At 62.4% G+C, this 25,487-nt stretch carries 21 protein-coding genes, 1 tRNA gene and 1 pseudogene; 12 read left to right on the top strand and 11 right to left on the bottom strand.

Going from position 1 to position 25,487, the window contains the following annotated elements:
• Positions 1–31: 31 nt before the first annotated feature.
• Positions 32–658 carry a response regulator transcription factor gene (locus V7116_RS05140; protein WP_324390817.1) on the bottom strand — a complete coding sequence of 209 codons (627 nt, stop codon included), beginning with the start codon at positions 656–658 and terminating at the stop codon, positions 32–34.
• Positions 659–1,081: 423 nt separating this feature from the next.
• Here V7116_RS05140 and V7116_RS05145 point away from each other — a divergent pair, with 423 nt between their 5' ends.
• From V7116_RS05145 to V7116_RS25725, 5 genes and pseudogenes are all read left to right on the top strand, one after another.
• Positions 1,082–2,680 (top strand): DUF3987 domain-containing protein, encoded by a 1,599-nt coding sequence (locus V7116_RS05145; protein ID WP_324390818.1) that lies wholly within the window; start codon positions 1,082–1,084, stop codon positions 2,678–2,680.
• A 162-nt stretch (positions 2,681–2,842) separates the two neighbouring features.
• Positions 2,843–3,865, top strand: coding sequence for a CHC2 zinc finger domain-containing protein (locus V7116_RS05150; protein ID WP_324390819.1), 1,023 nt, complete (start codon positions 2,843–2,845; stop codon positions 3,863–3,865).
• 297 nt (positions 3,866–4,162) lie between these two features.
• Positions 4,163–4,351 carry a hypothetical protein gene (locus V7116_RS05155; protein ID WP_324390820.1) on the top strand — a complete coding sequence of 63 codons (189 nt, stop codon included), beginning with the start codon at positions 4,163–4,165 and terminating at the stop codon, positions 4,349–4,351.
• Entirely contained in the window at positions 4,335–4,850 is a 516-nt protein-coding gene (locus tag V7116_RS05160; protein WP_324390821.1) for a hypothetical protein, read from the top strand. Before V7116_RS05155 ends, V7116_RS05160 begins: the two co-directional genes overlap by 17 nt.
• Positions 4,851–5,005: 155 nt before the next feature.
• Positions 5,006–5,776 (top strand): annotated as a pseudogene (locus V7116_RS25725) (recombinase family protein); the annotation flags it as partial.
• 390 nt (positions 5,777–6,166) lie between these two features.
• Here the strand turns inward: V7116_RS25725 and V7116_RS05170 are convergent.
• The 3 genes from V7116_RS05170 to V7116_RS05180 form a co-directional block, all read right to left on the bottom strand.
• Complete coding sequence (locus tag V7116_RS05170) at positions 6,167–6,472, bottom strand: hypothetical protein (RefSeq protein ID WP_324390823.1); 306 nt, start codon at positions 6,470–6,472, stop codon at positions 6,167–6,169.
• A 110-nt stretch (positions 6,473–6,582) separates the two neighbouring features.
• Positions 6,583–6,655: transfer RNA gene (locus V7116_RS05175), tRNA-Asp, on the bottom strand.
• Between the two features lie 108 nt (positions 6,656–6,763).
• On the bottom strand, positions 6,764–7,789 hold the full coding sequence (locus tag V7116_RS05180) for an aldose 1-epimerase family protein (protein WP_324390824.1): 1,026 nt from the start codon (positions 7,787–7,789) through the stop codon (positions 6,764–6,766).
• A 206-nt stretch (positions 7,790–7,995) separates the two neighbouring features.
• Between V7116_RS05180 and V7116_RS05185 the strand changes: the two genes are divergently transcribed.
• The 3 genes from V7116_RS05185 to V7116_RS05195 all read left to right on the top strand — a co-directional run bounded on the left by V7116_RS05185 (position 7,996) and on the right by V7116_RS05195 (position 11,831).
• A complete protein-coding gene (locus tag V7116_RS05185) occupies positions 7,996–9,156 on the top strand; it encodes a helix-hairpin-helix domain-containing protein (protein WP_324390825.1) in 1,161 nt (386 codons plus the stop codon).
• A gap of 2 nt (positions 9,157–9,158) precedes the next feature.
• On the top strand, positions 9,159–10,931 hold the full coding sequence (locus tag V7116_RS05190) for an Ig-like domain-containing protein (protein ID WP_324390826.1): 1,773 nt from the start codon (positions 9,159–9,161) through the stop codon (positions 10,929–10,931).
• A 219-nt stretch (positions 10,932–11,150) separates the two neighbouring features.
• Complete coding sequence (locus V7116_RS05195; protein ID WP_324390845.1) at positions 11,151–11,831, top strand: YceI family protein; 681 nt, start codon at positions 11,151–11,153, stop codon at positions 11,829–11,831.
• Here the strand turns inward: V7116_RS05195 and V7116_RS05200 are convergent.
• The 3 genes from V7116_RS05200 to V7116_RS05210 all read right to left on the bottom strand — a co-directional run bounded on the left by V7116_RS05200 (position 11,825) and on the right by V7116_RS05210 (position 15,834).
• Entirely contained in the window at positions 11,825–12,865 is a 1,041-nt protein-coding gene (locus tag V7116_RS05200; protein ID WP_324390827.1) for a L,D-transpeptidase, read from the bottom strand. The genes V7116_RS05195 and V7116_RS05200 overlap by 7 nt on opposite strands.
• 81 nt (positions 12,866–12,946) lie before the next feature.
• Positions 12,947–14,284: an ArnT family glycosyltransferase gene (locus tag V7116_RS05205; protein ID WP_324390828.1), complete on the bottom strand. Its 1,338-nt coding sequence runs from the start codon at positions 14,282–14,284 to the stop codon at positions 12,947–12,949.
• A complete protein-coding gene (locus tag V7116_RS05210; RefSeq protein WP_324390829.1) occupies positions 14,281–15,834 on the bottom strand; it encodes an ArnT family glycosyltransferase in 1,554 nt (517 codons plus the stop codon). Before V7116_RS05210 ends, V7116_RS05205 begins: the two co-directional genes overlap by 4 nt.
• A 215-nt stretch (positions 15,835–16,049) precedes the next feature.
• Here V7116_RS05210 and V7116_RS05215 point away from each other — a divergent pair, with 215 nt between their 5' ends.
• Positions 16,050–17,270 (top strand): hypothetical protein, encoded by a 1,221-nt coding sequence (locus V7116_RS05215; RefSeq protein ID WP_324390830.1) that lies wholly within the window; start codon positions 16,050–16,052, stop codon positions 17,268–17,270.
• Between the two features lie 14 nt (positions 17,271–17,284).
• On the opposite strand, the gene V7116_RS05220 is transcribed toward V7116_RS05215, so the two are convergent.
• Positions 17,285–18,652: a toll/interleukin-1 receptor domain-containing protein gene (locus tag V7116_RS05220; protein WP_324390831.1), complete on the bottom strand. Its 1,368-nt coding sequence runs from the start codon at positions 18,650–18,652 to the stop codon at positions 17,285–17,287.
• An 88-nt stretch (positions 18,653–18,740) separates the two neighbouring features.
• On the bottom strand, positions 18,741–20,243 hold the full coding sequence (xylB, locus tag V7116_RS05225) for a xylulokinase (RefSeq protein WP_324390832.1): 1,503 nt from the start codon (positions 20,241–20,243) through the stop codon (positions 18,741–18,743).
• Positions 20,244–20,375: 132 nt separating this feature from the next.
• Here xylB and V7116_RS05230 point away from each other — a divergent pair, with 132 nt between their 5' ends.
• Positions 20,376–21,395 carry a tyrosine-type recombinase/integrase gene (locus V7116_RS05230; RefSeq protein ID WP_324390833.1) on the top strand — a complete coding sequence of 340 codons (1,020 nt, stop codon included), beginning with the start codon at positions 20,376–20,378 and terminating at the stop codon, positions 21,393–21,395.
• Here the strand turns inward: V7116_RS05230 and V7116_RS05235 are convergent.
• Entirely contained in the window at positions 21,392–22,555 is a 1,164-nt protein-coding gene (locus tag V7116_RS05235) for an App1 family protein (protein WP_324390834.1), read from the bottom strand. The two genes, V7116_RS05230 and V7116_RS05235, sit on opposite strands and share 4 nt — an antisense overlap.
• A gap of 77 nt (positions 22,556–22,632) precedes the next feature.
• Complete coding sequence (locus V7116_RS05240) at positions 22,633–22,959, bottom strand: hypothetical protein (protein ID WP_324390835.1); 327 nt, start codon at positions 22,957–22,959, stop codon at positions 22,633–22,635.
• 306 nt (positions 22,960–23,265) lie between these two features.
• Here V7116_RS05240 and V7116_RS05245 point away from each other — a divergent pair, with 306 nt between their 5' ends.
• On the top strand, positions 23,266–24,366 hold the full coding sequence (locus V7116_RS05245; RefSeq protein ID WP_324390836.1) for a YhjD/YihY/BrkB family envelope integrity protein: 1,101 nt from the start codon (positions 23,266–23,268) through the stop codon (positions 24,364–24,366).
• A gap of 51 nt (positions 24,367–24,417) precedes the next feature.
• A complete protein-coding gene (locus tag V7116_RS05250; protein ID WP_324390837.1) occupies positions 24,418–25,398 on the top strand; it encodes an alpha/beta fold hydrolase in 981 nt (326 codons plus the stop codon).
• Positions 25,399–25,487 lie beyond the last annotated feature (89 nt).

Here is a 25,487-nt window from a genome sequence, read left to right on the forward strand (position 1 = left end):
GGGTTGAAGGATAAAAAAGTCTATTTGAAGATCAGATCAGGCCGCGTTTGACCGCTTCGAGCACAATCTGTTCATTGGTCTGGACACCCAGCTTCTCGCGTAGTCTTTCCTGCTTGCGATAGACGGTACGGGGCTGGATACGCAAAGCCACCGCGATCGCTTTGGGCGTCGCGCCATCACGCATGAGCTGCACCACCTCCAATTCGCGTTCGGTCAGGGTAGGGGCATCCGGCGTGTTGTTATGGGCCAATGCCACAGTTGCCACAGCGGGCGATAGGAACTGCTGGCGGGCATAGACCCGCCGCACGCCAACGGCCAGCAGATCGTGCAGCAGCTCGTCGCGGTCCATCACGCCTACCGCACCACACTCCAACGCGGCCCGGATACCGGCTTCGGTCCACTGCCGCCCTAGCACAATGACACGCATCTCTGGACGCTCTTCACTCAGCCGTGCCAGTGCCGCCAGCGCGTTGGTTTGAGACAGGCCATCGCCCAACAAGAGCACGTCGACTTCCTGGGCGGACTCCAACAGGGTCCCCACACCGGTGAAGCTGCCCACGAAGTTTATGTCGGAAGCGCGGCTGAGAATCTCCTCAACCGCGATACGAGTTAAGTCGTGGTCATCGACCACCGCCGCTTTGATTGCCACGGACCACACCACCTTTCTTACTTAAGATAGCTGAACTAGAACTAATGTTCTTAAAATAAAAACATTATCTCAGATCCGACCAAAAATCACAATCTGATTCCGGTCATAGTATGGTTTGTTTATGGTTTATGGACAGATAAAAAATACACTATAAAGGAAGAAATAAACTAATGAGACACCAAAATGTCCCATATGTGACATGATGATGTCCTATTTGTGACACGAGCGTGTCCAAACGCGACACTCAACTGTCAAAAAGTGACATTTCAAGGGGTAAAAGTGCTCCTACCCCCTGTCCTATTTTGCCCCTATCCGATGTCCTATTTTGCCACTACAAGATGTCACACCTTTTCTGATACCCTGTAAAGGTCGAACAGATGAGCGAAAGGAAGCGCGTCAGATGCGCGAAACATACCGGGTGGGGTGGTCCTCATGAGTGGGAATGGTTTATCAGATCAGGATGCGTATGTGCTGGCGCGCGCGATGGTCGGGTTGGACTGGCAGGATCTGCCGTGCAGCCCGTTGGCCAACCTGCTGCTGTCTAACACCAACATGGCCGTGCCGGATGAAGTCAAGGCCCTGCGGCGGATGCTGGGTCCGGAAGGGCTGGATGCAGTCTGGCGGGTGAACCCCAACGGCCCGGCTCCGGCAGCCCGGTTACGCAACAGCGAAGTCGATACCGTGCCGGAACTGCCGGAAGCAGCCTGTTTGACCGATGAACAAAAGCAGCAGGCAGCAGAGGTTGGGGGGTGGCTGGACGAGTACGTGACCTGGGCCAGCCGTGCGGCCAACGAAACCCCGCTGCTGTTCCACGAAGGGGCCGGACTCTGGCTGGCCGCCCTGGCGATTGGCCGCCGGTTATGTATTCACACACCGTGGGGCCAGGCAGTGTTTCCCAACCTGTTTGTGATGCTGGTGGCGGTTTCGACCTACTACCGCAAATCCGCCGGGTTGGGCCTGGCGGGCAAAGTTGCCCGCTCCGCCATGCCGCACATGATCCTGCCGCAGCCGGGGTCGCCGGAAGCCTTTATGAGCATGTTGGGGGGTGTGCTGCCGCCCAACTTCGACGAGATTCCGGCCCGCGACCGCGACCGCCTGGTCAAGGGCAACCGTTACGCCGCCCAGCGCGGCATCCTGCGCGACGAACTGTCGGCGCTCTTCAAGTCCTTCGGGCGAGACTACATGCAGGGGTTGAAAGAACTGCTGATGCAGCTCTTCGACTGCCCCGACTATCTCGACTCGAATACCAATAACCGGGGCATGGTGGTCATTCGTGATGCCGCGCTCTCCATCCTGGGGGCAGCCACCCCGGCGGAACTGTCGGTGTCGCTGAGTGTCAGCGACTGGTTCAACGGTACACTCGCGCGTTTTGTGCTGCTCACGCCGGAACCGGACTACGTCGAACGCCCGTCCTCCAACGAAACCGCAGTGCCGGAGTTGTTAGTACGGCATCTGCGCGGCCTGCATGAGACGCTGCCCGCCCCGGCGGAGCAGGCCACCATCGGCGATAACGCCATTGTGGACCCCTGGTCGCTGGTGGCGACCGACATCTGGGAGCCGCTGTATCTCTACGAGCGGGTGCTGCGTGAGATGACCGCCCCCAATTCCCCGCTCGATGACCGCCTGCGCACCGTCTACGGGCGGCTGCACGTCCAGGCGCTGAAGGTGGCGATCATCCTGGCGGCATTGGACTGGATTGAGTTGGGTGAGCGGCGGCAGAACAAACCGGTGGTGCGTGCGGCGCACTGGTACCGCGCCCAGCAGATTGTCGAGACCTGGCGGGCTTCGGCTCACCGGCTGCTGCACGACCTGGGCGAGAGTGAAGAGTCACGACTGGAAACACGTATCCTCAAGCTGCTGTCCGGCCAAAAAGAGGGTCTGTCGGTGCGCAGCATCTACCGCGCGCTGCGCTCACCGCGCAAACCGGTGATGGAAGCGCTCAAGGCACTGGAACAGGATGGGCAGGTGGCCGGAGAAGTGGTCCAGACCGGCGAGCGCGGGCGGCCTTCGGAACGCTACTGGCTGGTCTGAAAGGTGGGGGGCATGACAGAAAACAAAACCTGTCACGTGTCACAACGCCGGGACAAAAATCCGTTTTACGGGAAAAAGATAATGTCGCGGGGAAATGACAAAAACCGGAATTTGTCGTGTGTCAACCGTCATTTGTGGGTGACAAATTGAGGAGTGGGAAAGATGGGATTGGTGGATACGAAAGCCTTGAAGGAACGCCACGACCTGCGGCGCATTGTGGAACAGGACCTGGGACCGGCACCGGCGCGCAGCCGCCGCGCCAGTTTGTGGAAGTGCCCGTTTCACGGCGAGCGTAAGGGATACAGCCTGGCGGTATGGGCGGACGGATACTGCTGTTTTGGCAAGTGCCAGATCGGCGGAGATGCCATTGACTGGCTGCAGCGTTACCACCACCTGAGTTTTGACGAAGCAGTCCGGATGTTGGATGGGGGGTTGGGACCGACCCCGGTCATCTCAACGCACCGGCCTGAACCGTCGGATGATGACCCGCCGCCGATGTCCTGGCAGGTGGTGGCGCGGCAGGTGGTGGACCTGGCCGAGGAAACGTTGTGGTCATCCCAGGGTGAACCGGCGCGGGATTACCTGCTGGAACGGGGTCTGGCGATGAGCACCATCCAGACGGCTCACCTGGGGTACATCCCCGGTGGGTACCGCGAGTGGCGCACGGTGGCCGGGGTGAGTGTGCCGTGTGGCATCACCCTCCCGTGGCTGACGAACGGTGAGGAAATCCTGTGGGCGGTGAAGGTGCGGCGTGCATCGGGATCGCCCAAATATCTCCAGATTGCCGGAGGGAGCAGGGGGGGATTGTACCAAGCCGATCGGTTGAAAGGTGCCAGGGCCGCGCTGTTCTGTGAAGGGGAATTCGACACGCTGCTGGCCCAGCAGGAAGGGGAACCGCTGGTGGCGGCAGTGACGGTGGGCAGCGCCAGCAGCCACCTCAATCGCCGCTGGTTGGCTGAGTTGGTGAGTGTGCCGATCATCTTGGCCGCCTACGATGTCGATCAGGCCGGGGAGAAGGGCGCGGCGCGTTTGCAGGCGCTGTCCGGGCGGGTGCAGGTGATCCATGTCCCGTGGGGTAAAGACCTGACCGAATTTCACCAGCAGGGTGGCAACCTCTATTCCTGGCTGGCGCGTGAGCTGCGTTGCATTCGCCAAAACGCGATTCTAGCTGCGACGGGACGGTAAAAAAGGGAGGAGTGACAAAATGAAAATAGCCTTCAGAAGCCCCAGAATGGCCCACAGGCGCTTGACAAACGGGCCAACATGCTATAGTTTGATGGTAGCCGAGAACAAAAAGGCGAACCGCGCGGAGTGTTGGAGCACCCCACACGGTTCTAACCCGACACTGTGCGTGCCAGTGAACGGGCTGCATCGTATTATACAAAATCACGGGACTCCTGTCCTGTGTGGATTCCGCGGCCCAACTGACTCCTCTGTCGGATTGGGCTGCTTTGTTGTTCCGGACCGGGAGAGGGTGTAACGATGACCAAATACACTTTTTCCCAGGGCAAGGTCATAGCGGAAGCGGGGGTGTATGTGCCCGTCACCCGCAAAGATCGGCGTCTGTCACGGACCGGAGTGCTGATTGTCATTCCGCCCCAGGACGCTGAAGGACAACGTGAATCCACCATAGATATGGACAAGGAGAACGCGCATGGCCCCCAATCGTAAGTATCGGTCTTCTCGTTATGCGGTCTTGCTGCCTGCAGGCTGCTCACCTGACGAGGCGACAGCGCTGGAACAGCTTTGCCACGAAACGGTCGCGCGACTGCGTGGTGAGGTGGTCGAAGTCTTCGCCGAAAATGACATCAAACCGCTAATGGACTCGGTCCAGGCCGGTGCAGTCGGCGTGATCATCTATCCCCCGTATGAGTCGCTGGTACACGATCCCTGCGTAACAGGCATCGTGCGTGGTGGGTTTCGCCTCATGTTGGGCATGAAGCTGTGCTGTGCCGGGGAACCGGACACACGTGCTGTACCGCCTGTGCTCATCCAGGCCATCTTGGATGTTATGGAAAGCTGCGAGCGAACGTACTATGCCCGGTCTCGCTACCGGGAAGCGATGCCCCTGCCGTTTGGCTACCGCTGGAATGGGACGGAAATAGAGATTGTTCCCGATCAGGCTGAACAGGTGCGTCACATTTTTCAGGATGCTGTCGCTGAGCAGTAAACGACGTGCGCGAGTGGGGGACCCTTCTTCGTTTGAGGGAGAGTTCCCCTTGTAAAGTTGACTCTATACAGAAGTTGAATCAGAGAATGGAGCAAAAGGTGATGACCACTCAAAAACGGACCCGGTATGCGATCTATGCCCGCTACTCGTCGGACATGCAGAATGAGATCAGCCTGGAAGACCAGGAAGCGGTGTGCCGCCAGATGATTGCTGAGAAGGGTGGAGTAGTCGTTGGCGTTTACAAGGACGGTGCGAAGAACGGTTGGAGCCTGGACCGTGAGGGTTTCCAGGACATGCGGGCCGCGGCTGAACGCGGCAAGTTTGAATCGATCATCATGTGGAAATTCGACCGTCTGGCGCGTGATCATAACCATGCGGTCATGATCAAGATGCTGCTGCGCCGCGAATACGGGCTGAAACTGTTCTGCGTGGAAGGGTTCAGCGAGGACGATGAAGATGCCGGTCCTTATGGGGCGATGATGGAGCAGATGCTGGCGGTCTTTGCTGCCTTTTACTCGCGAAACCTGAGCACGGAGGCGAAGCGGGCCAAACATCAGCGAGCTATACGTGGTGAGTTCAACGGCAGCAATCCGCCACTCGGCTATGACATGGTCCATGTGGATGAAGGGACCGAGGAACGGCCAGCGGGGTTGTACATCAACCCACGTCAGGCGGCTATTGTTCGCCGGGCGTTTATCATGTACTCGACCGGGGATTACAGTGACTCGGAAATCGCGGACTGGATGAATGAGCAGCGGGAAATCCAGCGGCTGCGGGCAGACAAGCAGCCCATGAACAAACACACGGTACGCGATCTGTTGCAGAACAAGACCTACACCGGTCGTGTCTCCTATTCGGAGACTCTTTACAACGGCACGTTGGGGGAGGGCAAGAAGTCCAGCCGCCATCGTAAGACCTGGTATGAGGGCAAACACCAGGGGTTCATCACGGATGAGTTGTTTGAGGTATGTGAGCAAATCCGCGAAGGAATGGTCAGTCACCGGATGCCGACCAACCGGCGGCGGACGTATATCTTGCACGACCGCACGTTCTGTGCGCGGTGTCTGGTGTCGATGCCGCACGGCTTGCAGGATGACAACTACGGCAAGATGCGTGCTGCCTGGGATAAGCGGCGTGCAACGGGTTACTATCGCTGCTTGTGCAAGGAACGGGGCTATGAGGACTGCGGCCAGTTGAGCATCCGCGAAGACGACCTCAACGAACAGGTGGTTGAGGTGCTGAATGGACTGGTCATTCCTGAGGATTTCCGTGAACGGGTAGAGAACGCTGTGCGCAGCCGGGTGGAGAACGAAGCGTCACTCAAGCGCATGGAGGAAATCCGGGAGATCATCGAACGCATCGATTTCCGGTGGGATCATGGGTTTATCGACCGGGACGAGTACTTCGAGAAGCGCGTGCAGCTTGAGCGCGAGATTGAATCCCTGCGCCCCATCGACTACGACGAGCTGCATGAGGCTGCCGATTTGATCCGTAACTTCCGCTCCTACTGGGAGCAGTGCGCTCAGACAGAGGAGCCAGAAGAAGCACGCCAACAACTCCTGGCCAAGATCGTCGAGCAGGTGATCGTTTACGACGACCACGTGGTGGCGATTGCGCTGCATGGTGACTTTAATGTCATTCTGGATGATGAGGGGTCAATGCCGGTCGAAATTGCGGAAGTTTTAGGGGAAAAAATAGACGCGCGCCATTCGGAAATGACGCGCGGTCGGTGCGGGAGCGACGGGATTCGAACCCGCGATCTTCGGCTTGACAGGCCGACATGTTAACCGCTACACTACGCCCCCTGGCGATGTGCAGGATGATAGCATACGCTATCAGGCCAGTCAAGGCTGAGTTTGCGGATTTCGTCGTGACGGTTCGATCTTCCGCTCCGAGTTCATCCCCACGTGTAATTACAGGCGCTGAACCCCGATTTGAACATCATACTGCCGCTGCTCACCGGGCTGGAGGGTGATGACCTGACCCAGTGCACGGGCTTTATCGCGCCCCGTAACGACTGCCGTGCCGGGTTCCAGCCCACACACATATTCGCCCGCACCCATCATCTTCCACTGGGTCAGCACGGGGAGAGTATCAACCGAATAACGCACCACGGCAGCGAGGCCCAGGGCGTCGTTCACGAGTTTCGCTTGAGCATATCCGGCGCTGTCGGGATGGACGGTGTGGAAGAATACCTGCTCTGAATACCCGGGAACCGGCGTCTCGAACTGGTGGCACCGATCCAGACCGGGTTCGGCGATGGCGTCACGCGGCTTGATCTCGCTGGCATCAACTTCGACGCGGCTGTCCGGGCTGACGAATGGGAAGCCGAAGTTGCAGTGATACAGCATCATGTGATCGGCGGGCGTGAAGCCGTCATTGGTGACCGTATCTTCGATCCGCAGCGACGTGCCATCGAGCGTGGTGCTGATGCGGCGCTTGAGCAGCAGGTTATAACCGAACAGTACTGTTTCACGGACCTGTCCCTCGACCCAGATCACATACTGGTCCCCTTGCCATTCGGCTCCGGTGCTGACGTGAGTCGCGGGGATGTGCGACATCCGCCCGTGCAGCCCCAGATCTTCACCCTGATCCTGGGTTGGCGCGCCCATCCACGCCATGCCTGCGCCGGTCATCAAGCCGCCCGCAAAGGAGCGCAGCCAGCCGAGTCCCTGCGGTTCATAGTAAGCGGAATGCCGGTATTCAGTTGCGAAGTGCACCGCCAACGGGGAACCCTGGAACGCCGCCGGGCCAATATCCATACCCCGGTCGAGCAGGGCGGTGAATGTGAGTCCCTTGGCCGTGTAGAAGTCCGCGACGCGTACGCCCCGCTCGCTGCCGTCCGCGAGTTCACCAAGACGGACGCCACCAAGCTGATCGAGTGTGCCTACCATCTGGCGAAGTTCATCAGCCGAATAAGTCTTTCCAAAAAGGTCCATGTGTTCCCCTCATATTCTAAGAGCCATAGGCGAAGAATTTTCAATATAAGCTTAACGCGCTTGCCGTACAGCGTCTATATAAGTACACGCCAGAATTCGCTCACTGCGCCTGTTCGCGGCAAACAACGCTTGCACTATAATAAGATCATTCTTGCTCACGTTAGAGCGCCCCCGTTGGGCAGCACGAGAGAATAGGGAAGGGCCTTATGGACGCCGTCCAAGCATTAGCCATCTTATCCCTCGGTGCGTTTCTTACCGTGCTGGTGTCGGCAATAGTGTACGCGGTTGCGCTGCGCCCGCGTTTACTGGCGTCTGCACCGGCAGAGGTGGATGGCGCCCTGACCCGGTCGCTCCTGAACGATGAGCTGCACGAACAGCGCATGGCGATCGAACAGCTTGCCGATCTGCTCGAACAACAGTCGCCGGATGGGCGGGACACGGTGGCCGTGGTAACGCCGGAAGAGCGCGACGAACTGACGACGTCGCTGCGCACCCAGGCGGAAGCCGCGGAGGCGCTGAAAGTACTGCTGAGCGACCAGTCCACGCAAATTACCTGGGTCGATGGACGGCTCAATTATTACGAAACCAAGTTGGACCAGATCGCCAGTCGCCTGGATGTGATCGCAGCAGAACGTGACGAAAGTGACGCTGCTGAAGAAACGGGTGAGGCTGAAGACACTGAAGACGGGAAAACGCTGGCGGGGTCCGACAGTCTGGAACAGATTCTCGCCGAACTGCGCAGCCTCGCCCCGGCGAATGCGGTCGATCGGTTGACGGTTCAGGTGGAGCAGGTGAGCAAGCGCCTGGACGACATGGTCCCCCTGACCGCACATGAGGCAATCGCTGAGACACTCAGTGAACAGGCCGGGCAATTGGCAGAAATCACGTCACGGCTGCAAGACTGGGCCGCGCGAAATGCTCAGGCGGAGGACAACGCTGGCTTGCTGGCCGGAATTGATCAGCGGCTGGCCGCGCAGGCCGAGATAGCGGCGCAGATCGACGCAAAAGTCAACGAACACACGTCGCTGCTTCAGACGACGGCGGCTGAGCAGCGCGGGCAGGCCGATTTGCTCCTCAAGACTGGCGAGCTGCTCGACAAGATTTACCCCACGCTCGACCGGGTGAGCAACGTGCATATTCCACCCACGCGCGACCGCCTGACGGATATTAACGGTATTGGCCCGGTGTATGCGGCCAAACTGTACGAAGCGGGAGTGGATACATTCGAAGAACTGGCATCTCTCACGCCGGATGAAATCCAGTCGATTGTGAAGCTCCCGCGCTGGCGCTACCGGGTGAGCGACATGACGAGCTGGTCCGATCAAGCGCGAGCGTTGGCCGTGCGCCGCGAGAAGTTGGAGGACTAGCCGTGAGCGCAGACCTGCATCGTGTTGTACGGCGGCTGGATGTTCTCTTTCTAATCGGGCTGGTGGTGACCTCTGGATTGGCGGCGCTGCTGTTTTGGGTCGAGTTTTACGATAAGGACGAAACGACGACCCAACTGCCGAGCGTCATGGAAGTGGGCGGAGTGCCTGCAACCGAGCCGCCAGTAGTGCTTGAAGTAACCCCGCAGGCGACTGAGGAACTGGTTCCTGCCACGCCGCTGCCCACTGAACTTGTCACTGAATCCCCTGATCTCAGCCAAACCGAGGCGGTTGTTGGAGAGCCTCAAGCGCTCAGTACGGAGGTGCAGGGAACCCCGATTGCGGAAGTTCCAACCGTGACTGAGCTGCCGCGCGGTGGCGCCACCGAGGAAGCCGAAGCGCTGCCACTTGGCGAGACGATTGAGACCGCAGAGGCAATGGACGGGCAGGGCGGCATGACCGTTCAGGGCGGGCAGACGCCAACCGGCGCGGCTGGCGGACCGGCGTCCCCCACGCAGGAAGTTTTCCCTTCCCCGACGCTCTGGCCCACGGTGACGGCAACCAATACGTCATTCCCCAACGCTACGGTACCCCCGGCGACGGCGACTCAGCGTATGCCTGTATCGACAGCGACCAACACGCTGTTCCCGCGCGCGACCGTGCCTCCCGCGACGGCGACTCAGCCTGCCACGTTAACGATGGCGGCTCCAACTCCGGCAGCGATGAGCGGCACCGCCGCGCCGGGTGATGTCGTCGAGCTGTATGAGGATGGCAGCCTAGTGGCGAGCGCAACCGCCGATGCACAGGGCGTGTGGTCCGTAGCGCTGCCCGAAGGCGTCGATCCCGGCAGCGTGGTCGTGGTGACGATCGTGCCCGGCGATTTGAGCGGGCAGGGTGGCCCGTTGGGTACTGTGGAAGGCGATCCGTCAGGCGTGTCTCCCACGCTGACCTTCACTCCGTGGCCGGGCATCAACCCGCCCGCCAGCGTTACGCCTTTTGCCCTTGCGGTGGTCCCAACCGCAACGGGCGGCGCATCTGCCGCGACTCCGACGCAGGGCGCAACCGTGGTGGCGATGGCCCCTGAACTCAACCAAGCAGCGGGACCTGAAGCGGCTGTCTCGGAACCGGACGCGGTGATCATCAGCGGCACGGCGGAACCCGGCGCGAGCGTGATCATCACGGCGGACGGCGAAGAGATCGGGCAGGCGACCGCGGACGACAGCGGCGCGTGGAGCTTCACCTGGGTTCCCGGCGCTGCCGCCGGACCGGACGAGCCGGAACCGGAAATCGAGGTTCTGCCCGCTGAAGGGGGCGAGGCGCTTCTGCCGCAAGCCGTAGCCGTGGTTTCGGCGCCGACGATCTCCGTGCCGGTGTCGGGCGACATCGTGCTGCCGGGGCCGCTGGTGGCGATGGGGTATGGCGCACCGGGTGCGACGATCCGCCTCGAAAACCAGACGGCGGGCGCGGTACTCGGCTCCACGACCGTCCAGCCGTCGGGCCAATGGCAGATCCGTGCCGCGATGGCGGGCGAGGGCGAGCAGGCGTTGGTGGCAGTCATGATTACCACCGAGGGCCAGATTATCCCCTCCGCACCCGTGACGGTCATCCTGGCGCAGCCGGTGCATCCGCAGACGGGGATGGACTTCAGCCGGGATGGAGCGGCGGGGCGCGCGTTCGCGGCGCTGGTGGCGCTGCTGCTGGCGGCGGGCGGCTTTGCGACGTACTTCGCCGGGCGGCTGGTGTATATGCTGGCGCAGGACCGGCGGCAGGCGGGGTAAAGCAGTCGTTCGTTGTTCGTTTGAAGTCGTCAGTCAAATACGATCATAAAAGCACAGGCATTGCTGTGCGGGCGATGCTTGCATCGCTTCGACGGATAACGGGATTGACACCAACCTGGCATTGATTTATCGTGCGAAACGGGTACATTCCTACGCGCGGAGAAGCCAGCGGCAGGGCTGCGGCTGGCATGCACAAGGAGTGCGTTCAAAGTGAGTAAAATGGGCCGCCGTGGGGCGGCTGTTCTTTTGTTAATGCTGGTTGTAGTCCTGATTGGTATCACGTTCGTCACATCGTGGTGGCTCGATCCCGGCGACAAGGACGACCGCACCACGGATCTCGTCACGCCGACGCTGACCGCGCAGACGGCGCGTGTGTTCGCCGTCGATGCGGAGGCGTCGCGCGTGGATTTCGTGGCCGAGGTGCGCGGCGTGCAGCTCAAGGGCGTGTTCCCGGTCGAGGCAGGCACGATCACGCTCGAACCAGTCGATCAGGATCTGCGCGTGCTGGTGCAGTTGAACATCGACGTCGATCATGTGGATACGGGGAACGCGGCAGTCGATCAGATTCTGCGGGCGGCGATGGCGACGGGCGACTATCCCATCGCGTTTTACGTGGCGACGTCGCAGGGTCTCGTTCCGGTGACCGAGGAACCGGTGAGCTTCGTGCTGGATGGCACGCTGGATGTGCACAACGTCGAGCACGCGCACACGATGACGGTCGATGCCCAGGTCGTCGGGCCGGAAATGGACGCCATCGCTCGCTCCGATCTGGATCTGGCGAACCACGGCGTCGAGTTCCCGGCGATTTTCGGCAGCACGGCGATCACACTGGAAGCGCACCTGAGCGCACACGAGGGTGTGCTGGTGGCCGCGACACCCGCCGCGACGGAGCCTCAATAGGGGCGGCTGTAGTACATGTAGACCGATCCGCCGAGGCCGAGCCAGTCGTAGAGCCAGTGCGCGTCGGTGATGGTCAGGTTCACGCAGCCGTGGCTGTGCCGGTAGCCGAAGCCGTCGTGCCAGTACGTGCCGTGTAAGCTGATGTTGCCATCGAAGTAGAGGGCGTAGGGCACGTTTTCCAGCCGGTAGTAGTCCGGCAGGCCCTCCGCCCCGCTCATGGCGGCGTTGATCTGCTGCGTCCAGACCTGAAACAGCCCTTCGCGGGTGCTCCAGTTGGGCAGACCCGACGATACCAGCGTGGCGAAGACCATCGCGTCGCCCTCGTAGGCGACCAGCACCTGTTCGTACAGGTCCACGGCGACCCAGCGCGCGCCCACCCCCTCCGGGCGTGCCACACGCTTGACCAGCCCCATGCTGCGCTGCTCGACCCACTTGCCCGGCGCGACGAGATACCAGTCCAGCCCGTCCGCGTTCACCGTGCTGTAGACGTAGGTCAGCGTGTAGCGCGTAACCTTCATTTCCGGCGTCTGGACCGGCGCGCCACCGGGACGGTCGCTGGCGTAGCCGTGCTTCAGAATCCACCCGAACGGGCGCGGCGGCTCGGCCTGGATGTACACCCCGGTGAACAGCGACGGCTGCACGTAAGCGAGATACTGCTCCGCGACGTATTCACCGGGATTAATTTCGACCCAGCCTTCGCGCACGCTGCGCGGGGTGATGAAGTTGAAACCGGCGTCTATGGTGTAGAGCATGCGGCCACCACCCGGCGCACTGAGCACCTGAACGGGGTGGTCAGCGATGACGCGCATGAAGGTGTATCCGGCGACCGTGCCGTTATCGATGGCGAGCGCGACCACGGGCGGCTGCGGATCGGAGGCCATTTCGGCGTCGCAGTCGGGGGAGGCGAAGGCGTCGAAGGTGAGGCCCTGGCAGGCGCTGCGCAGGGCCGGGGCCGCTTCGATCGCGCGAGTGATCGGGACGAACGCGGCAGTGAGCAGCAAGAACGCCAGAATCAGGCGGGCACGGTGCATCATAAGCCTCCGGTCGATGGGTCGGAATCAGCATAGCGCGGCCCGGCATGGCCCGGCGCGCTTTGAGTCAGTTATACCGGAAGGTCAGGCCGCGCTGCCAGCCGTTTGCCGGGCGGAAACCCTGCGCGATGCCGCCCAATCCCACAGCGCGACCAGCGCGGCGGCGGCGAAGATCCACCAGACCGGCTCGGCGGGGAAGAGGTAGCGGGGCAGGGCCAGCAAAAAGAGGTGAACCAGCGTGGTATACAGCGCGAAGCCCAGCAGCGGCAGCGTGCTGCGCCAGCGGCGGCGCGTGATCCACATGCCCGCCGCGCCCGCGACGAGGGCGGTATAGTGGAACAGGTAGAGCGCCAGCTTGGGCCAGAAGCCCTGCCCGCTGATCAGATCGCGCAGGCCGTTCAGCGAGCGGTCGTCCGTGAGCCAATCGCGCGCCATGTCTTTGAGGCTCGGTCCGTCGAAGAAGGTCGTGCCGTGGGGCTGCAAATAGGCGCTGGCAAGCTGTTTCACGCGGCGAGTCACGTAGCCCACCGGATCTTCGGAGATGGCGCGCTGTGCGCCGGTCAGGAAGACGTCGTCACGGTCGGGGTTGGTCAGCTCATCGGGCGAGAGTTCCGGCACGTCTTCCGCAAGCTGCTGGTCAGTCGCTTCCGGCCCTTCCCACTCGCGCGCGCCGATGTAGAGGAACGACGCGAAGCCGTCCCCGCCGATCACGAACGTATCCCACGCAACGAGGTTATAGATCGTCCAGGTGGAGACGACCAGGACGAACGGCGCGATCAGCGCGGCAGCCTGGACCAGTCCGCGCCGCCAGCCGCGCAGCAGGAGCAGGTGGATCAGGAGGCCGAACGGGAACAGCAGCGGGATCGCGCGGGTGAGCGTCGCCAGCCCGAAGACGATCCCGGCGGCGACCAGCGCGCGCCACGGCGTGCGATCCGGGGCTGCGGGCGGCGCGGCGAAGTCTACGTAGAGCCACAGCGCGGCCATGACAAAAAAGATGTACAGCGTTTCGGTGAGCACCTGCGCCGCTTCGATAATGAAGACGGGCGCGACGGCCAACGCCGCCGCCGCCAGCAGGCCCGCGCGGCGCTCGCCGCTGGCAGACCACGCAAGGCGATAAGCGAAGAAGCAGGTGAGCGTGCTCAGGATCGCCTGACAGATGCGGATGGCGACAATCGCGGAGCCGTCCGGCGAGAGCAACCGCTGCCACGCGCCGATAAACAGCAGGTACAGCGGGGCGGTCGTGGGCGGGCCGGGCAGGTCGTTGGTAACCATCCAGATGCCGTTTTGCAGATACCACGCGGAGTCGTTGCCCGCGCTAAACACGGCGTCGTGATCCTGGCTCAGACCGTACGCCAGCCGCAGCAGCAGCGCGACGGCGAAGATCGCCAGCAAAACGCGGTGGCGGCGCGGGGAGTCGCTCACGGCTGCTCCGGCTCCAAGCGGTACAGCTCGTACTGGGTCCCCGGCACGGTGGCGACCAGCACGAAGCGCGGATCGACTTCCTCGCCCTGGAACAGCGCGTCAATCGAGGGGCGGGCAGGCGGCATCAGCAGGTAATCCACGCCGTAGCGCTGCGCCGCTGTGAGGATGGTTTCTCGATCGTCGAAGGGGATGACGACCGATTTCATACCGAGAAAACTCAGCATGAACTGATCCTGGTTCATCAGCACGATGTCGTCGTCGCCGTTGGTGTCCGGCAGGGTGCGGGCAGTCGCTACAACCCGCCGCATATCGTCTACGTATGTATTGGTAAAGCGCACGTCCGCGCGGACCATCTCAACGGCGTTGCCGGTCATGAGGATCAGCGCGAGGCCCATCGCGCCGAACAGCAAGCGGCGGTCGGGAATTGCGCGCTCCATGATGATCGCCCCGACGGGGATCAGCAGCGGCACGAGCGAGAGGTACGCCTTCTTGAAGCTGCCGCCCTGGCTCATGTAGGGGTTGATGACGGTGTAGAAGACGAAAAAGCCGAGCAGCAGGATCAGCGTGGGCGCGAGCGTCAGCAGGCGGTCCCGGTCGCGGCGCGCGGCCAGCCACAGCAGCCCGCCGATCACCGGGACGGGCAGAAAAACGTCCAGGCCGGTGTAGAGCAGCTTGACGCTGGCGGCCATTTCAAACAGGCGCTTGGCGACGATGGCGCTCAGGCTTTGCGACGCGCGCAGGGTGCTCCAGGTGTAGTGAGGCTCGTAGGTGTACTGCTCGCGGATGTCGTCCCAGAAGGCGAACTGGCTCTGGTTGGGCGGGGTCAGCCAGCCGAATTCGTGCAGATTGCGCGCCAGCCAGGGCGCGACGACGAGGCCCGCGACGATGACCGGCAGCAGCAGCGCAGCAGGCTTCGCGCGCAGCGCGGACGGGCGCACGACCGCGTATAACGCAGTGGTGACGATCAGCATGGGCAGCAGCAGGATCGCTTCGCTGCGGGTGAGGTAGGCCAGTCCCGCCAGCAGGCCGCTGCCCGCCAGCGCGCGCCAATCGCCGGTCCGCATCCCGCGCACCAGCAGCATGATCGCGCCGCAGACGAACAGCGCGTTGGGGATCAGGGTGTTGGTGCGGACGGAATTCAGCACAAATTCCGGCAGCACGGCGACCGCCGCCGCCGCGAATAATGCCGCCGTTTCAGAGCCACCCAACTGCCGCGCCGCAGCGTAGGCGAGCAAGGGCAGCAGCGCGCCGAGAATGACGAAGGGGACCAGCGCCGCATGCACGCTGACGCCGAACACGGCAATGCCGCTCGCCGCGATCACACCGGTCAGGGGCATCCACCAATCGATCGGGTGCACGACGGCTTTGGGGCTGGCGTAAAACTGCCAGATGTAGTCGATCTGGAACCCGTGCCCGCCAGCCAGCTCGCGTCCGAGATTATAATAGTGATTGGGATCGGCAATGCCGGGATGCTCGACCAGGGCTGCCAGCACCCCGCGCAAGACCAGCGCGGCGAGGCAGATCAGCGCGAGCTTATGCCATGTCTTCATAGGGCGTGCCTTTGGGCAGTCGTCCGGGTTACTACAGGTAGGCAAACGTACGCTGGCGATTGTAGTGCTCTTTGACGTTTTTTCAAGGCACAGCAACCGGCGGCAGTCGGGCGTTTCCCTGCCGCTGCCGGGGCGCCGGTCCTGCCTGCTGCCTTCTTCGTGATCATCAGCGCTGCCGGATACCTGCTTATCGCGGCGCTCTGGGGGAAAACGACATGATTATTCGTGAGCCACGGGTCCACGCGACCTACTATTACCTGCGCGAAGTGTCGGGGGAAAGCCCTGCACGCCGCCAGGCCAGGCACGATGAGTTTGTGGCCGATATGCAGGCGATGCACCAAGCGATGACGGGCTGGTTGGCGATGCCCGCGCCGGATCTGCCGCCGGTTCCCACGTGGGAAGCGGCAGCGCCCTCCTCGCCGCACGTGATCCTGGAAACGGGCGTGCTCGCGGGCCGGACGAATGCCTCGGCGTGTATGGTCGCGCATGTGCTGCGTAATATGCTGCTGCTGCACATCATCGTGGAGCGGGCGGGCGATCACGAGCAGGACGTATGGTCGATGCTCGACGCCTCGCTGGGCAACATGCCGACGACGCCTTCCTGGATTTACACCACACGCTATTGGTGCGGCATCGCGTCGCGCCCGCCGGAGGATCTGGAAGAGGCGCGCTCGCAGCCGATCCGCACGCCCTACGGCGTGCTGTGCCTGGGCCAAGATTCGCTGCCGAACCTGCTGATTTACCCGGATGCACGCACGGGCGAACGGGCGGACGGCTTCCTGACGACGCTGGCGACGGAAATCGACTGGTACTCGGTCGAGGCGCGTCACCGTTTGGAGACGTACGAAGACATGGCTGCACGCTCCACGCGCGTCCAGCAAACCGCGCTCGATCAGGTGGCCCATTCCGTGCGCGACTGGACCGCGCCGCAGGGTCCGGACCGGATGCGCTCGCTGATGCCGCTGCAGGCCGATCTGGAAATGCTGGAGACGACCCAGACGGGGATGCTGGCCGATCGCGCCGCGACCGAAGCCAGCGCGCGCGAGGTGCAGGCGCTGGCGCGACAGCTCCGGCTGGCGCTGATGCACAGCGGGTTGTGGGACGCCGCGCCGACGGTGTGGGAAGCGCGCGTCGCCGCGGTAGAGCAGGTACGCGATCATATCGAGGCCGATCTGCATCACATCGATCTGGCGCTTCAGCGTACGCAGCTCATGCTGCACAGCCTGCAAACACGGGTGACGCTGCTGCAAACCGAGCGCGAGCGCATGTTGTTTTATCTCGTGGGCGCGCTGGGGCTGGCCCTCATCGCCGTGCTGGTAGTGGACAGCGACATCGTGACGATGCTGATCCGGTTGGTGGTGCTGGTGTTGATCGCCGGAGGCGGCTGGTGGGCATGGCAGCGCCGGGGGCCGTCGGGCGGCACACCGGCGAATTAGCCCGGCTCCTCCGCTTAGCGGATGGCCCACAGAAAATAGGTTTCGTCCTGTCCCAGCGGCAGCTTGTCGATGAGGTATCTGGAATATGCGGGCGCTGCGGCCAGCAGTTCGCCGGAATAGCCCCGGAACTGAACGGTAGCGCCCGTCTTGACGATGCCGTAGATCGCCAGTTTCCAGTCGGGCCGGGTTACGGTCCTGGGCCGCTGGGCGTCGAGATCGCCGCGATGCTGGGCGATCCGGGCCGTGATTTCCTGCTGGGCGACTGTCTGCTGGGCCGCGAAGTCATCGCTGGCAAAGCACGTACGCAGCGCATCGAGACGCGCCGCCAGGAACCGGGCGGCGTCGCGGACGGATGACCAGCCGCCCAGTGTGTCCAGCGAAACGCCTTCAACGACGGGCAGCGCCAACTCCATTAGCGGCTTGAATTCGGGATAGTCCAGAATAAGGGCGTCGTTGGGGTGGATGGCGCGGTGCCGGGTATCGGGCGGGGAAAATTCCGTCCACTCGACGCGTTCCTGGATCGACTCGTGAGGGAGCTGCCCGCCGTCAAACGGATCGGCGTCCCAGTCGGAGAAATTGAACTCACCGGTCAGGGGCCGGAACGTCACGATCCCTTGCGTCGCCAGCCCTTTCGTGGCCCGCAGCCAGTCGCGGAGGGCGTCATTGTCCGCCGTGAAGTAGGCTGTCCCCCCATACACGGCTTCGTACGATCCAAACCCTTCGTAGCCATAGCTGATCAGGTCAGTATCGACCACGTGCAGCTTCAGATCTTCGCTTTGATCGGCTGTCTCCCAAAATACGATGTTGGGCGTCACCATGAGCAGCCGCCGGGTGATCGCGTCAAGATCGGGGTATGAGCGGATGCACACACCGACGCCCAGCGGCGCGGATGGCTGCCGGTGCTCACGGATCGCGTCGATCAGGGGCCTGTAGGTAGGGTCGATGAATGTGGACGAGCGCAGCATTTCTTTGCGCAAGTGTACCGATTTGACGTCGTGCGTCGTGATCTGGGTGACGTATTTAGCCAGGGCGCTGTAGAATTTCGCCGGGGGCATCTGCCCGTCCTGGATTCCGGCAAACTGCACGTCTTCGACCTCGGGCCAGAGCTGGCCTGCCAGTAGGAGAGGGAACAGCGGCTTGTTTTTGGCCTGAGCCAGCGCCAGCTCACGCTTGACCCAGGATGAGTCCTGCGCGTCGGGCGACATAATCAGGATCAGTGCGCCGCAGTGGTCGATGTTGTTCTCGATCACATCCGCCCACTTCGTCCCGTAGTCGATCTTGTCGTCTATCCAGACGGCAAAGCCCATGTCCTCCAGCGTTTTGACCAGCAGGTGCGCATATTCGCTGTCTTTCCGGCTGTAGCTGATGAATACGTGCGCCATCGATTTCTCTCTGTCTGGCACTGCCGTGCAGTGTGAAGCATAAAATAAGTACTCGTGCCGTGCGTCGCTTGATGGTAAATAGCTGGGCCTATTCGATCGCTCGCAGCGCGGGATACAGCGCGCGGTAGCGGGCCAGCCCCTCGGCATAGACGGCAGCGTTGGCGCTGTTCGGCTGCTCGGTGGGGCCGTAGCGCACGGCCAGGGCAATCGCCTGATCGAGATCGTAGAAAACCTTCGATCCGACCCCGGCCAGCATCGCCGCACCGAGCGCGGTGTGCTCCGATCCGAGCACCGTTTGCAGCCCTACGCCCAACACGTCCGCGATGATCTGCCGCCAGAGCGCGCTTTGCGATCCGCCGCCGCCGATCAGGAAATGATCGGGAACGGGCCCTGCCGCGCGCAACGTGTCCAGGCAGTCGCGGAACGCATAGGCGACGCCTTCGAGCACGGCGCGGGTCATGTGGGCCGGGGTGTGGCGCAGCGTCAGGCCGTGGAACGTGCCGGTGGCGCTGGGATCCATATGCGGCGTGCGCTCGCCTTCGAGGTAGGGCAGAAAGGTTAGGTCTTCCGCTCCCGCCGGAACACGCGCCGCTTCGGCGGTCATGTCGTTGTAGTTGAGCGATCCATCGCGGCTGAGCGTGTTACGCCACCAACGCAGCGCGATCCCGCCGTTGAGGATGGCGCCCATCGTGTACCAGCGGCCCGGTATGGCGTGGCAGAACGTGTTCAGGCGCAGACCGGGATCGACCTGCGGGCGGCTGGAAATGACCGTCACCTGCCCGCCTGTGCCCAGCGTAATCGAGCCGCGCCCCGGCTCCGCGACGCCGACGCCGACCAGCAGCGCGGCCTGATCGGCAGCGCCCGCGATGACCGGAATCCCGGTGCGCAGGCCTATCTGTTCGGCGGCATCGGGTCGCAGCCTGCCGATCACACTCGCGGATTCTGAGACAGGCGGCAAGATCCCGGTTGTGACGCCGCAGGCCGCCGCCAGTTCCGGGGACCACTTGCGCTGGCGGATGTCGAACAGCCACGTTGCCGACGCGTCGCTCGGTTCCCCAACGATTTCCCCGGTCAGGCGCAGCGCCAGATAGTCTTTGGGTTGGAGCACGGCGCGCGTTTGTGCCAGCGTTTCCGGCTCGGCCTGCGCCAACCACGCGAGGCTCGCTCCGGCGAACCCCGGCGACAGGCGGTTCCCGGCGATCTCGGCAATCTGCGCGGGAGAGAGATGCGACTGGATTTCGTCACACAGCGACGCGCTGCGCCGGTCCATCCAGATCAGTGCGGGGCGCAGCGGTTCCAGGTTCGCGCCGACCAGCACCGCACCGTGCATTTGCCCGGTCAGCCCGATACCCTGGACGTGCACCGGGGCGATCCCGGTTTGCCGCAGCGCTTCGCGCACGGCAGCGGTCACCGCCGCCCACCACGCATCCGGGTCCTGTTCGGCCCAGGCCGTGCGCGGCGTGAGCACCGGATAGCCAGTCTGGCCGACGCCGCGAAGCTGGCCGTTGGCATCGAGCACGACGCACTTGGCGCTTTGCGTGCCGACATCGATGCCGAGTACGATGTCGATGTGCTGCGGGCTGGGTTGCATGGTAAGCCGTCCTTTTTTTCGAAACAGTAAATAGATGGGTGCGGTGAAGGAGGTAATAGTTCGCCTATAAGTATAAGCGTGGTTTGGCGTATAATCTATTCCAACCTGCAATCTACCCGGTGGATGAGTCTAATGAGTTTTCCGCTTCAGCCAATCGACCCGCGCGATCAACGTTTGCCCGCGTTGCCGCCCGATGCGACGTTCGACTTCGCGGCGGTGCTGGCTGGACGCGCCAGCAGCCAGCATACGCAGCGGGCCTATGCGCGCTGGGTGGATCGCTACCTGGAAGACATGGCCGGGCTGGAGCCGACGACCGGTCCCGATCGGATGCGCCGGATGCGTAATTTGCCGCTAGCGGCGCTGCTTCCGGCGATGTCGCCGTCCAGTTTGCGGGCGTGGCTGGGGCGGTTGGCCGAGGAGGGGCAGGGCAAGCAGGGATTGACCCAGGCCCGCGCCGCGTTGGTAACGCTGGCGCAGCTTCTCTCCGAAGCCGGGTGGATCGACGACTATACCAGCGCGGCGATCGGCAACGTGCGCGCGCCCGCCGCCGAAGACGGCCAGCGCCCAGGACGGTGGCTCTCACTGGAACAGCTCCGGCAGCTGATGCGGGCCGCAGAAGCGATTGCGAACAGCGACGCGCAGCGCGCGCGTAACCGGGTGGCGATGTCGATGCTGTGCACGATGGCCCTGCGCCGCGAAGAACTGGCTGACGCGCGGTGGTCTGACTTAAGCACGCAGAACGGGCGCCCGGTGCTGCTGGTGCACGGCAAGGGCAGCAAGGCAGTATATGTGGACGTGCCAGCGGTGGTCGTGGACGCGCTGCAAACGTGGCTGAGCTACGTCACGCCGAAAAAGGGCAGCCCGCTCATTCGCCGGATCTGGCGCGGCGGACACGTGGCGGACTACGGCCTTTCGACCGACGCGCTGTGGCGTATCGTCAACGCGGCGGCGGATGAGGCCGGGTTGGGGCTGGTTTCCCCGCACGACCTGCGGCGCAGCGTGGCGGGCGCGCTGCAACTGAGCGGCGTGCCGATCGACACGATCAGCCGGCTGCTGCGCCATTCCAACGTCGCCGTGACCGAGCGCTACCTGAGCAAGCTGCCGCAACAGAACGAGGGCGCGGTGCTTATGGCGGATCTGCTGGATTTTTAGCGGCGGGGCCCTGATACCTGCTCGACCAGTTTTTCGAGCGTGTCCGGCTCTTTTTTGTCCTCGGTGCGTTCCTGGCGGATGTCGGGCAGCGCTTCGGGCGCAATCAGCCCGTGTTCGGCAGCGTGTACCGCCGCCGCAACCGTATCCTCGACCAGCAGCAGATCGACGCTTGCCTCGGCGGCGTGCGCGATGGCTTCGACGACCAGTTTGACCTCGCGGTCGGGCGTGACATCACGGATGTAAATGGCCTTGATGCGGCCCGGGTACTTCTCCAGCGCTTCCAGGTAAATCGCCGCGTCCTGCTCGCCGCTGTCCCCGATCAGCACGAAGGGCAGATCCGGGTGGGTGGCAAAAATCGTATCGATGGCTTCCAGCTTGTGCTCGACCGGATCGGACCGGAAAAAGTGATCGTCGGCCAGCCCCAGGTTGGTCAGGAACAGCGGCCCCAGCGGGATGCGCCGCACCTCGAAGAAGTCTACCAGCAGATCGTAGAGGTTATAGGGACTGTTCGAGACGTAGTAAATCGGGTTGTACGTGTTCGCCGTGCCCTTTTGCAGCGCCAGGTAAAATTCCGCGACGCCCGCAAAGGGCAGCCGGGTACGCGAATTGCGCAGGAAGGTGTTGCGCGCCATCGCCACCAGATTGAGCACGTCGGTTTTGAGGACCGTGTCGTCCAGGTCGCTGATCACGCCGAACTGCGCGTTGTGCGGCGGCACGATGATCTGGCCCGTCGCGGTGACATGCTGTTCCGGGTAATCGAGCAGTTCGAGCTGGACCTCGTGCCACACGTTATCCAGCGGCAGCGGCGTTTCCCATGCCATGTTGATCTGGAAGACGCCCTCGTCGTTTGCGGTGACTACTTGCTCCTGGTCGCGGAAGCGCGCCCGTATGCGCGCGTGGGGAATTTCCTTGGTGCGGAAGCGGCGGTACATGTTATGCAGATTCTGCCAGATGGTGTCGTTATGGGCGGCAGGCTCTACGTCGTAATCTTCCAGCACGCGGCCTCCCAGATGCAGGCTGTAGGGCGTGCCGTGGCCGAGATAGGGCAGCAGGTGAATCGGCCCCATACCAAGCCGCTCGCGCAGGTCGAGCTTTAGCGCGTCGTACTGATCTTCCACGTTGCTTGCCACATAAGTCAGCACCTCTTTCCAACTACCCATGTTCGGCCTCCGGTGTGGTGAGAAAGCCAGCAGGACGGGATCAGGCCCGTCCCCTGTATCAGACTGCCAATGTCAATCTATTTACGCTCGATCGCTGTATAGTCGTCTTCGTCAGGCGTGTCACCTGTGTCGCCCTCTTTGCGCCACTGGAGATCGCGCTCATCGATGTCGTCGGGTCTGTGGCGTTGGATGATGTGCCGCGCGACGCCCATTTGGGCCGCGTCTGCTGTGACTGTGACCAGAGCAGGCCCTTCGGTTTGCATGCTGGCCTCGGAACCGCCGGGTACTTTTTTACTGATTGCCAGCCCGATATCCTGGCGTGCGAAATTGTGTTCGACCAGTTCATCCACGACCGTTTCGGCGTCGTGCAGCGTCGAGTAGGTGGCGATTATCGTTTTCTTCATGTTGTCTCCTTACATCTCGGACTCAAATCCCATTCTGGAGGCGATTGTCAATTTCGCACCTGTTTACCCTAAAAGGTGCACTCTTCTCCCCGATCCAACTAAACGTATCATGCGCGGGATCGCCTGGCATCGGAAAAAGGACACATTTCCTGCTAGGTCAAGTGGTGGGTGCGCTTATAGGCGCATTGGCCCGATCTTTTCATAAGGCTGCCAGCCGCAAGGCACGCCTTGCTACAATCGGCATAGGAGCATTGTAGTTGTAATGACCATCAATACAGGTAACCGGAATGCTGGGGGCAGACTGCTATGAACTTGAGCGAGGTATGGAAACTTCTAAAGCGCACCATCAAAGAGTGGCAAGAAGATAAAGCCTCACGCTACGCGGCGGCGCTGGCCTATTACACGGTTTTTTCGTTGGGGCCGCTGCTGCTAATCGTGATCGTGCTGGTCGGCGTGGTGTGGGGGAAAGATGCCGCACGCGGACAAATCTACGACCAGTTACAGGATAATGCCGGGGAAGAAACTGCGCGAGCCATTCAAGATCTCGTTCGCAACCTGAACGAATCCCAGTCGGGCGGGTTGGCGGCGGTCATCGGTATTGCCGGTCTGGTGGTGGGCGCTACGAGTATCATCACGCAGTTGCAGGATGCGCTGAACTCGATCTGGGAAGTCGAACTGCGATCGGGAAACGGCATCGTGAATATGCTCAAAGACCGGGGCATGGCGTTTTTGCTGATCGTGGGCATCGGCGGGCTGCTGCTGCTTTCGCTGGTCCTGGACACCGTGCTGAACGGCCTGACGAATGAAATTGCGAATTTGCTGTCCAGCGCGGCCTACGTCGTGCTGCTGCAAGTACTCAACATTGCAGTTGGGTTTGCGCTGCTTGCGCTGGCCTTTGCGATGGTCTACCGGTTTTTGCCCGCTGTCGAGTTGGAATGGTCCGACGTGGGGGTAGGCGCGGTGGTGACGGCGGGCCTGTTCGTCATCGGTCGCTACGCGATCAGCCTGTATCTCGCGCGCAGCAGCACCACATCCGCCTATGGGGCAGCGGGGTCGTTTATCCTGATTTTGCTGTGGGTCTACTATTCCGCGCAGATCTTTTTCGTAGGGGCGGAATTCACTCAGGTCTACGCGCGGCGGCACGGGAGGCAGATCTTCCCCTCCGAAAACGCGCAGCCTGCTCACCAAACCGACTCTAGAGCCGGGTCCATACAGCCGCTGCCGAGTCCGTCCTCAGAGGATAAGCCGCAGGACAAGCAGCGCGATGAGAAACGGGATGAGAGCCGCCCACCGGCTCGCAAACGCCTCACGCAGGTGGCGGTCGCTTCCGTGCTGGCGTTTATTGCCGGGGCCGTGGCGGGCTTCTTTGGCGATAAGGAGTCGGGGGACGTGGATACACGCGTATAGGATCGTACGGCAGGCGGTAGAGACGGTTATTGGAAATGGGAGATGGAACGTATGGCGGACCAAACTCAACGGAATGCGTTAGAAGGCGGCGCGGCCCTCGTAACGTCTGTGGCCGGGCTGGCGCTCGGCTGGATCGGCTACAGCGCGCTGAGAGTGAACCATCACGTGCCCCTGTCGCCCGCGATCGACGCGGAGCGCCGCGCTTTTGTGGACCGGCACGGACGGCTGTTGACCTATTATGCCGACACGAGCGGTACAGGACATCCGCTGGTGCTGGTGCACAGCATCAACGCGGCGGGATCGGCGTTCGAGATGCGCCCGCTGTTCGACTTTTACCGGGGCAAGCGGCCTGTGTATGCCCTGGATCTGCCGGGGTTCGGATTTTCGGACCGGGCAGACCGCGACTATTCGCCTGAGGTGTTCGCACACGCGATCCTCGATCTGCTGCACGAGATCGACGGCCCGGCGGATGTGGTGGCGCTGTCGCTGAGCAGCGAGTTCGCCGCACGGGCGGCCCTGGACGCGCCGGACAAGATCAGCAGTCTTGCGTTTATTTCGCCGACGGGCTTGCAGGCCGACCCGCGCGAGGATCCCGGTAACGATCGCGCGTTGGCGATGCTGTCTTTCCCGTTGTGGAGCCAGGCGATTTATGATGCGCTGGTGACGCGCGCCGGGATTCGCTATTACCTCAAAAAGAGCTTTGCCGGTCCGGTTGATGAAGGCATGGTCGATTACGCCTATACGACAACGCACCAGCCGGGAGCGCGTTACGCGCCGCTGTCGTTCGTGACGGGGATGCTGTTCACGCCCGATGCCGTATCGACGCTGTACGAGCGGCTGACTGTCCCGGTACTGGTACTGTACGATGAAGATGCATTTACCAGTTTCGAGCGTCTGCCCGATCTGCTGGAGCGCTGCCCCAACTGGAACGCGCAGCGCATCACGCCGACGCGCGGCCTGCCGCAGTTCGAACAGATCGCGGATGTGACCCACGTGCTCGATCACTTCTGGACCGCTCAATTTCCACTCTAGTCGTTTGGAGATACAGCTTAAGCAGTGGCTTCCCGGCGGTTCCCTGACAGGGCCGCCGGTTTTGATCGCGCCAGGGTACAAGGCGAGCG

The sequence above is a fragment of the Aggregatilinea sp. genome (assembly GCF_036822615.1).
Lineage (GTDB): Bacteria > Chloroflexota > Anaerolineae > Aggregatilineales > Aggregatilineaceae > Aggregatilinea.

Coding starts and splice junctions, on each gene's coding strand:
- V7116_RS05145 (WP_324390818.1), top strand. CDS start 1,082: ATGAGTGGGAATGGTTTATCAGATCAGGATGCGTATGTGCTGGCGCGC.
- V7116_RS05150 (WP_324390819.1), top strand. CDS start 2,843: ATGGGATTGGTGGATACGAAAGCCTTGAAGGAACGCCACGACCTGCGG.
- V7116_RS05155 (WP_324390820.1), top strand. CDS start 4,163: ATGACCAAATACACTTTTTCCCAGGGCAAGGTCATAGCGGAAGCGGGG.
- V7116_RS05160 (WP_324390821.1), top strand. CDS start 4,335: ATGGCCCCCAATCGTAAGTATCGGTCTTCTCGTTATGCGGTCTTGCTG.
- V7116_RS05170 (WP_324390823.1), bottom strand. CDS start 6,472: ATGCAGCGCAATCGCCACCACGTGGTCGTCGTAAACGATCACCTGCTC.
- V7116_RS05180 (WP_324390824.1), bottom strand. CDS start 7,789: ATGGACCTTTTTGGAAAGACTTATTCGGCTGATGAACTTCGCCAGATG.
- V7116_RS05185 (WP_324390825.1), top strand. CDS start 7,996: ATGGACGCCGTCCAAGCATTAGCCATCTTATCCCTCGGTGCGTTTCTT.
- V7116_RS05195 (WP_324390845.1), top strand. CDS start 11,151: ATGGGCCGCCGTGGGGCGGCTGTTCTTTTGTTAATGCTGGTTGTAGTC.
- V7116_RS05200 (WP_324390827.1), bottom strand. CDS start 12,865: ATGATGCACCGTGCCCGCCTGATTCTGGCGTTCTTGCTGCTCACTGCC.
- V7116_RS05210 (WP_324390829.1), bottom strand. CDS start 15,834: ATGAAGACATGGCATAAGCTCGCGCTGATCTGCCTCGCCGCGCTGGTC.
- V7116_RS05215 (WP_324390830.1), top strand. CDS start 16,050: ATGATTATTCGTGAGCCACGGGTCCACGCGACCTACTATTACCTGCGC.
- V7116_RS05220 (WP_324390831.1), bottom strand. CDS start 18,652: ATGGCGCACGTATTCATCAGCTACAGCCGGAAAGACAGCGAATATGCG.
- xylB (WP_324390832.1), bottom strand. CDS start 20,243: ATGCAACCCAGCCCGCAGCACATCGACATCGTACTCGGCATCGATGTC.
- V7116_RS05230 (WP_324390833.1), top strand. CDS start 20,376: ATGAGTTTTCCGCTTCAGCCAATCGACCCGCGCGATCAACGTTTGCCC.
- V7116_RS05235 (WP_324390834.1), bottom strand. CDS start 22,555: ATGGGTAGTTGGAAAGAGGTGCTGACTTATGTGGCAAGCAACGTGGAA.
- V7116_RS05240 (WP_324390835.1), bottom strand. CDS start 22,959: ATGAAGAAAACGATAATCGCCACCTACTCGACGCTGCACGACGCCGAA.
- V7116_RS05245 (WP_324390836.1), top strand. CDS start 23,266: ATGAACTTGAGCGAGGTATGGAAACTTCTAAAGCGCACCATCAAAGAG.
- V7116_RS05250 (WP_324390837.1), top strand. CDS start 24,418: ATGGCGGACCAAACTCAACGGAATGCGTTAGAAGGCGGCGCGGCCCTC.